We start from the raw sequence: 462 nt of genomic DNA, 5'->3' as shown, positions 1-462 counted from the left end.
AAACAGATCGGAGAGCGTGCCCATCAGATCGGGCGCGTTCTTCACCTGCCGCAGGAAGGTGGTCAGCGCGCCTTGGGCATCGCGCTGGATCATCTTCTTCATGACCTCAGCGGACAGCCCGATGTCCTGCAGCCCCTTCTGGAACGTCTCGTTCTGCTTGTCGGCGGTGGCCAACTTCATCAGCAAGGCGTTGATGCCGGTGGCGGCCACCTCGGGCGGCGTCTTCAAGGCGAGGAAGGTCGCCCCGAGGGCATTCAATTGTGCCCCGGACAGGCCGAAGAGCTTCGCCGTCGAGCCCGCCCGGTTGGCGATGTTGAGCAGATCGGATGCCTTGGCATCCATGTTGTTGGACAGGTGGTTGATCGCGTCCCCGAGTTTGACCACCTCGTCTTGCGTGAGCCCAAAGATCGAGCGCAGGCCCGTCATCGCCGCACCGGCCTGCTGACCGGACAGATCAAAGGC

General features: G+C 63.0%; 1 protein-coding gene. It reads right to left on the bottom strand.

Annotated elements, in window-relative coordinates; all coding sequences use genetic code 11:
- Nucleotides 1-462: phage tail tape measure protein (locus tag J5M58_RS26770; RefSeq protein WP_207880390.1), on the bottom strand; the 462-nt coding region annotated here is incomplete at both ends.

Source organism: Pseudomonas sp. 32_A (assembly GCF_017490905.1).
In the GTDB taxonomy this organism is placed as follows: Bacteria; Pseudomonadota; Gammaproteobacteria; order Pseudomonadales; family Pseudomonadaceae; genus Aquipseudomonas; species Aquipseudomonas inefficax.
The sequence above is the reverse complement of the archived record's forward strand: the minus strand, read 5'-3'. Positions and strand labels throughout refer to the sequence as shown.